This window comes from Pelotomaculum propionicicum (assembly GCF_004369225.1).
GTDB classification, from domain to species: Bacteria; Bacillota; Desulfotomaculia; order Desulfotomaculales; family Pelotomaculaceae; genus Pelotomaculum_B; species Pelotomaculum_B propionicicum.
The window spans coordinates 135,277-142,327 of sequence record NZ_QFFZ01000006.1; the positions used below are offsets into that span (position 1 = coordinate 135,277).

The following is a 7,051-nucleotide window of genomic DNA, read 5'->3' on the forward strand; positions in this document are numbered from 1 at the left end:
AAATTCTTCCATTACAAAAAGAAATTGGACACCATAAAATAACATAGGAAAGGGGACACCTCCCATATAGGGAATGTCCCCGCCCTTTGTTACCCTATTATTTAAATCAGGTATTTTTATTTTGCATATTCTACCACCCTGGTCTCACGTATAATAACCACCTTGATTTGACCGGGGTAGTCCAGTTCATTTTCGATTTTTTTGGTAATTTCTCTTACCAGGCGTACTGCAGCCAGGTCGTCAATTTTATCCGGTTTGACCATGATCCGGACTTCCCGTCCAGCTTGAATGGCAAAGGATTTTTCAACACCCTCAAATGAGTTGGCGATATCTTCCAGTTTAGTCAGGCGTTTAATATAGGCCTCCAGGGTCTCCCGCCGGGCGCCTGGCCGGGCCGCGGAAACAGCATCGGCCGCCTGCACAAGAACAGCAATAATGGTTTTTGGCTCCTCGTCACCGTGGTGGGCAGCAATCGCGTGAATAACATCATTGGCTTCACGGTACTTTTTGGCCAGATCCACACCGATAGTTACGTGCGGTCCTTCCACCTCGTGGTCGACTGACTTGCCAATATCATGCAGCAGCCCAGCTCTCTTCGACATCTGAATATCAGCGCCTAATTCAGCTGCCATCAAACCAGCCAGGTGAGCTACTTCAATCGAGTGTTTCAAAACATTTTGTCCGTAACTGGTACGGAACTTAAGCCTGCCCAGGAGAATTACCATCTCCGTGTGCAGCCCGTGCACTCCGGTCTCAAAGGTAGCCTGCTCACCAGCCTCCCTGATTTGAGTGGCCACTTCTTTTTGAGCCTTTTCTACCATTTCTTCAATGCGGGCCGGGTGAATCCTGCCGTCAACTATCAACCTTTCCAGGGCTATTCTGGCCACTTCCCTGCGTATCGGGTCAAAACCCGAAAGGATAACAGCTTCGGGTGTGTCGTCGATAATCAGATCTATCCCTGTAAGTGTCTCAAAAGCTCTAATATTCCTGCCTTCACGCCCAATTATACGACCTTTCATTTCATCGCTGGGCAGTGGTATTACGGCTACAGTCGCCTCCGCCACATGATCGGCGGCGCATCGCTGAATAGCCAGGGATATTATATCCCGGGCACGTTTTTCTCCTTCTTCTTTAGCTTTGTTTTCAATATCTTTAATCAACATTGCCGCTTCATGCTGGATCTCTTTCTCAATATCAGCAAGAAGAATTTGTTTGGCATCATCGGAGGTAAGGCCTGATATGCGTTCCAACTCTACCAACTGACGATTGTAGAGTTCGGTTAGCTGCGCCTTGGTGGCGTCTATATCGGCTTCCTTCCGGGTTAGGGTTTCTTCTTTCTTTTCAATTGAATCGACTTTGCGGTCCAGAGTCTCTTCCTTTTGCACCAGTCGTCGTTCCAGCCTTTGCAGTTCTGACCTGCGCTCCCGGTTCTCTCTTTCCATATCGTTGCGAAGCTTTAATATTTCTTCTTTTGCTTCCAGGACAGCTTCCCTTTTTTTAGCTTCCGCTTCTTTTTCAGCTTCTTCGGTTATTTTCCTGGCTTCCGCCTCTGCTGACGCTATTTTAGCTTCGGCCAGGTACTTTCTGAGGAAGTATCCCAGAGCTAAAGCCGCCAAAACGGCTATGATAAGAATAATAATAGTAGTGCTTAAATCCATACATATTTCACCTCCTTTATTCCCACGTATTCAAAAAATCTTTTTCATAACAAAAAAAACACCGAGTAAAACTCGGTAGAAAACGAATTGATACCACTAATATAGTTGTCCAGATCAAGGTAAGAAAGATGTTCCTAAAAACGGGCACTATCTTAAAGTCCGGCAAGTATCCCCCTGCCAAACTCCTATCCCCGAAACTATTGGATTTTATCTATAATAAAACCCGTACAAAGTAGTATCTAATTCTATTTTCTCCCAGCATTTATTGTACAGGTTTTTTTGCAAGCTGTCAAGCCAAACCCGCTTTACCACTAATGTCGCGGCAAACCCGGCCTATTGTGTCATACGAAAAGCCCCTGCGTTCAAGAAATCCTGCCAGGCGTGTAAATGAGTAATTACCGCTGCTTGACTCAACTTTCTTCAATGCCTGTTGCATGGCGGCGGTGTATTCAGCCTCCTCACCGGCAGCAGCAAGACATTCTCCGATGATCTCAGCTTCAACACCTTTGACCAGCAATTCCTGTTTTATCAGCCTGAATCCCTTTTTAGCCAGCCGCTGTTCTATCCAGAAACAGGCAAACTCTCTGTCGTTGATATAGCCGTAATCAGCCAAAACTGTTAACACCTGAACGGTTATATCCCTGGAAAAACCTTTTTGCTCCAGGCGCTGCTCTATTTCATGCTTTGTGCGACGGCGGCAGGACAGCAGCCTGTAAGCGGCTGTTTTAGCCCGCTCAAGTTCAGTCTCCACTAGGAAGCACCGTTTTCAACCGCTGTTTTTAAATCAAGCTCAGCTTTTGCCCCGCCTACATTCAGCGCCTGGCGGACTTTTAATTCTATCTCCCGGGTAAGCTCGGGATGTTCTTTCAGATACTCCTTCACATTTTCCCTGCCCTGCCCCAGCCTGTCGTCACCGTAAGAATACCAGGCGCCGCTCTTAACAATAATGTTCATCTCGGCGGCGACATCAAGTATGCTGCCCTCCTTGGAAATACCAGTGCCGTACATTATATCAAAGTCCGCCTGTTTGAACGGCGGCGCCACCTTATTTTTCACAACTTTAACACGCGTGCGGCTGCCTGTGATTTCCGTACCCTGTTTGATATTCTCCTGTTTGCGCACCTCAAGCCGAATAGAAGCGTAGAATTTGAGGGCTCGGCCGCCGGTGGTGGTTTCGGGAGATCCGTACATAACGCCAACTTTTTCACGGATTTGATTTATGAAAACGACAGTGGTCCTGGACTTGCTGATCGCTCCCGTGAGTTTGCGCAGGGCCTGTGACATAAGCCGAGCCTGCAGCCCCACATGTGAGTCGCCCATCTCCCCCTCTATCTCAGCACGAGGCACCAGTGCGGCAACGCTGTCAACCACTATAACATCGATGGCTCCGCTGCGCACAAGGGCTTCGGCAATTTCCAACGCCTGCTCACCGGTATCTGGCTGTGAAACCAGCAAGTTTTCAATATCTACTCCAAGGTTCCTGGCATAGGCGGGATCCAGAGCGTGTTCGGCATCCACAAAAGCTGCTGTGCCGCCCGTTTTCTGCGCCTCGGCAATAATATGGAGAGCTACAGTGGTTTTGCCGGAAGATTCCGGGCCGAATATTTCAATTACCCGGCCGCGCGGCACACCGCCTACGCCCAGTGCTATGTCCAGGGCAAGTGTGCCGGTTGGGATAACCTCAACGTGCATTTTGGCGGAAGCCTCTCCGAGCTTCATAATCGAACCTTTGCCAAACTGCCGTTCAATCTGAGTAAGAGCTAATTCCAATGCTTTTTGTTTGTCCGACAATGAGTTCACTCTCCTTTTTATAAGAACAATTGTTCGGTTCCTGTGATAATTATATGGTTATTTCTGGGTTATGTCAATAAAAAAATACAAAAAATAGAATAAAGAATTCAGAATTCAGGAGTCAGGAGTCAGAATAAAAGATCTTAATAAATATTCTGTATTCTGAATTCTGTCTCCTGTCTTCTGTGAAAAAACAGGTTCTAAAGAACCTGTTTTTTGTGAGTTAGTGTCTGAGCCGGGCGGGTTCCACACTTACCCTGCGCCCCCTGATGGTCTGGCGGTGCAGACAGGAAATAACGCGGTTGGCCCATTCTTCAGGAACCTCAACAAAACTGAAATTCTCATAAATGTTTATAGCTCCGATTGTATTCTCAGGCAGGCCGGTCTCTTCGGCTAAAGACCGCACCAGATCTCCCGTTGAGATATTGTCCTTTCTGCCGATGGTCATAAACAGCCTGACCATGCCCGGGCGGGCGCCGGTGTTGCCGAAAGATTCCACGATCAGGTCTTCCCTGTCCTCGTCCAGGTCGAGGGAAAGCTTCAGTGCCGCGGCGGCGACATCCATAGGGTCATAATCATCCACCAGTGAGTCGACAATATTACGGTAGTAAGCCAATTTCCCCTTGCTGAGTGTCTGCTGCAGGCGCTCCCTGATACCTTCTTTCTGACGCTCGTAGATATCCGCCTGAGAAGGTAGTTTTTCACGGCGGATACGGGTTTTGGTAAGGTTTTCGATCAGCTTTAGCTGCCTATAATCACGCGGGCTGACCAGTGTGACGGCCACTCCGCTTTTGCCGGCGCGCCCGGTACGCCCGATTCTGTGGATATAAAACTCGGGGTCCTGTGGAATGTCATAGTTAAAAACGTGAGATACATTTTCTATGTCCAGGCCGCGCGCCGCCACGTCCGTAGCCACCAGGTAATCGATCTGCCCGGTCTTGAACTGCCTCATCACATGATTGCGCTGGTACTGGCTGAGGTCGCCGTGCAGTGCCGCGGCCGGGTAACCCCTGGCCTGAAGGCCCGCCACCAGCTCATCCACACCGCGCTTGGTCCGGCAGAAGATAATGGAGAGGGTAACACTGATCGAATCCAGGATGCGGCACAGGCTCTCCAGCTTAGTGTGCTCGCGGGTTTCGTAATAAACCTGTTCGATCAGCGGGACTGTCAAATTGTGCTTGCTTACAGTGATGTATTCTGGATCTTTCAGGTACTTCCTGGACAGGCGCTTAATCTCTTCAGGCATTGTAGCGGAAAAAAGCAGGGTTTGGCGGGTCTGCGGCACAGCAAGAAGGATCGACTCGATATCCTCCACAAAGCCCATATCCAGCATTTCGTCAGCTTCATCCAGGACAACTATTTTAACATTATCCAGCCGCAGGGTCTTCCTGTTCAGGTGATCCAGCAGCCGCCCCGGGGTGCCAATCACTACATGTACCCCCTGCCTTAAACTCCTGATCTGGCGGTCGATCGGCTGCCCGCCGTAAATCGGTACAGTCCGGACCCGGCGGTATTTGCCAATACGCGAGATTTCTTCAGCGACCTGGATCGCCAGTTCCCTGGTAGGTGTCACGATCAGCGCCTGGACACCCTGCTGGGTATTAACCCGTTCAACAATCGGGATCCCAAAAGCTGCCGTTTTACCGGTGCCTGTCTGAGCCTGACCGATCAGATCCCTGCCTTCCTGGACAAAGGGTACTGTAAGCTGCTGGATCGGGGTGGGTTCCTCAAAGCCCATATCCGTAAGAGCCTGAGCCACCCGCCTGCTGATTTTTAGTTCACCGAAGCTTACAGTGTCTTTTATTGTAGTCATCAAAAATAGTGCTCCTTTTAAATCTAATATATTAACAGTTTTCAGTCAGGTACTGTTTGACCATGAGCAAAGCGTTGTTTACGGTCCCCTGTCTTACCGCCTGCCGGAAACCGGGGAAACGGTACTCACGAAATATTGTTCCGGCAACAGAAGACAGCGACACATATACCAAACCGGTCGGCTTGGCGGGAGTGCCTCCGCCGGGGCCTGCTATGCCGGTAGTTGCCAGACCGATGTCGGCGCATGTTTTTTCACGCACACCCCTGGCCATAGCCATGGCAGTTTCCTTGCTGACAGCCCCAAACTGCTCCAGCACAGATGCGCTCACGCCAAGAACTTTGTTTTTCATCTCATTGCTGTAAGATACCACTCCACCTTTAAAATAGGCGGAACTGCCGGGCACGTCGGTCAGCCTGGCTGCAACGAGACCACCGGTGCAGGACTCAGCGACAGAGATGGAAAGTCCTTTTGCCAGAAGGAGCTTGCCTACAATTTCCTCCAGGTCCTCATCATCACACGCGAAAATGTATTTATCCAGGCGGGGTTTTACCCGCCGGGACAGATCTGCCAACAGTTCCTCAGCCTGGCGTCCACCCTCTGCCCTGGCCGACAGCCGTACCTGGATTTCACCAGGTTTGGCTATATAAGCTATGCCGGGATTGCCCTGTCCGCCCAAATCCGTGAGCAGATCCTGCACAGCTGATTCGGAGATCCCGGTAAGTTTGAAAATCTTGTATTTCATAGCAGCGCCCTGGTCTGCTTTGGCCGCTAAAAAAGGTAAGACCGATTCTTCAAACATAACTGTAAGTTCACGGGGCGGGCCGGGCAGCATAATGATCGTGATCTTGTCTTTTTCGATCATGGCGCCAGGTGCGGTACCCACTTTATTAGGCAGAACTTTTGAACCGGCTGGGAAATAAGCCTGTTTCAAGTTGCTCCTGGCCATTTTCTGGCCCCGTTTTTCAAAAAGCTGTTCTATTTTTACCAGCGAGTCCTGGTCGGCCACCAGCGGCAAACCTAAAACCGCGGCTACAGTTTCAGCGGTGATATCATCTGTGGTCGGGCCCAGGCCGCCGGTTATAATAATCAGTTCTGTGCGCCGCACAGCCTCTTGCAAAACCCGGGCCATACATGCCGCGTCATCACCGACCGTTGTATTCAGTGTCACCTCAATACCTAAGGCGGCCAGACGCTCACCAAGATATTGGGCGTGGGTGTTTAAAATCTGGCCGAGCAGCAGTTCAGAGCCGGTGAAAATTAATTCCGCTTTCATTGTCTATCACTTCCCAGTGTTAAATTATAACATACCCACTACTCAAAACAAAAGCTCGGGACTCAAAATACAAAAAGAAAGCCGCCGCGGCAGTCAAAATCAGACTGAGGCGCGGCGGCTTTCTGTGTTTTACCGTTATTGCACCGGATTTTCGCTCAAAAGCGACCGGAACTGTTCTCCGGTAACCTTTTCCTTCTCCAGTAAAACTTCTACTATTTGATCAAATATGTGCCGGTAATCAGAAACGTGTTTTTTTACCTGTTCTTCCTGGACTTTGACAATCTCAGTGATGGTTTGATGTTTTAAGTCCTGCGGCAGGGTGTCCGGGCAGACCACACCCAGTCTCGACATGCCCGAGCGGACCATGGTTTCAGCGGCCCGCAGCGCCTCCGTTGTTTTGCAACTAAATAACTAGAAAACATTTCTTTAAGCCCGATATTACGGGCTATTTTAATGTCAATATTTTTGGATTTTAGTGTTGTATATTGTTGTGTATTGTAGTATAATACCTATATA

At 49.5% G+C, this 7,051-nt stretch carries 6 protein-coding genes; all 6 read right to left on the minus strand.

All coding sequences use genetic code 11. The features are described from left to right. Positions 1–116: 116 nt before the first annotated feature. The gene (gene rny, locus Pmgp_RS04720) at positions 117–1,658 is read right to left on the minus strand and encodes a ribonuclease Y (RefSeq protein WP_134212820.1); all 1,542 of its coding nucleotides are present in this window, start codon (positions 1,656–1,658) and stop codon (positions 117–119) included. A 289-nt stretch (positions 1,659–1,947) separates the two neighbouring features. Continuing rightward, on the minus strand, positions 1,948–2,409 hold the full coding sequence (locus Pmgp_RS04725; protein WP_134212821.1) for a regulatory protein RecX: 462 nt from the start codon (positions 2,407–2,409) through the stop codon (positions 1,948–1,950). Next, a complete protein-coding gene (recA, locus tag Pmgp_RS04730; protein WP_134212822.1) occupies positions 2,409–3,449 on the minus strand; it encodes a recombinase RecA in 1,041 nt (346 codons plus the stop codon). The genes Pmgp_RS04725 and recA overlap by 1 nt, the downstream gene beginning before the upstream one ends. A gap of 223 nt (positions 3,450–3,672) precedes the next feature. Next, positions 3,673–5,262, minus strand: a complete 1,590-nt coding sequence (locus Pmgp_RS04735; protein WP_134212831.1) for a DEAD/DEAH box helicase — start codon at positions 5,260–5,262, stop codon at positions 3,673–3,675. Between the two features lie 31 nt (positions 5,263–5,293). After that, on the minus strand, positions 5,294–6,535 hold the full coding sequence (locus Pmgp_RS04740) for a competence/damage-inducible protein A (RefSeq protein WP_134212823.1): 1,242 nt from the start codon (positions 6,533–6,535) through the stop codon (positions 5,294–5,296). Positions 6,536–6,670: 135 nt separating this feature from the next. Further along, complete coding sequence (locus tag Pmgp_RS04745) at positions 6,671–6,901, minus strand: hypothetical protein (RefSeq protein WP_192902786.1); 231 nt, start codon at positions 6,899–6,901, stop codon at positions 6,671–6,673. Between the last annotated feature and the right edge of the window lie 150 nt (positions 6,902–7,051).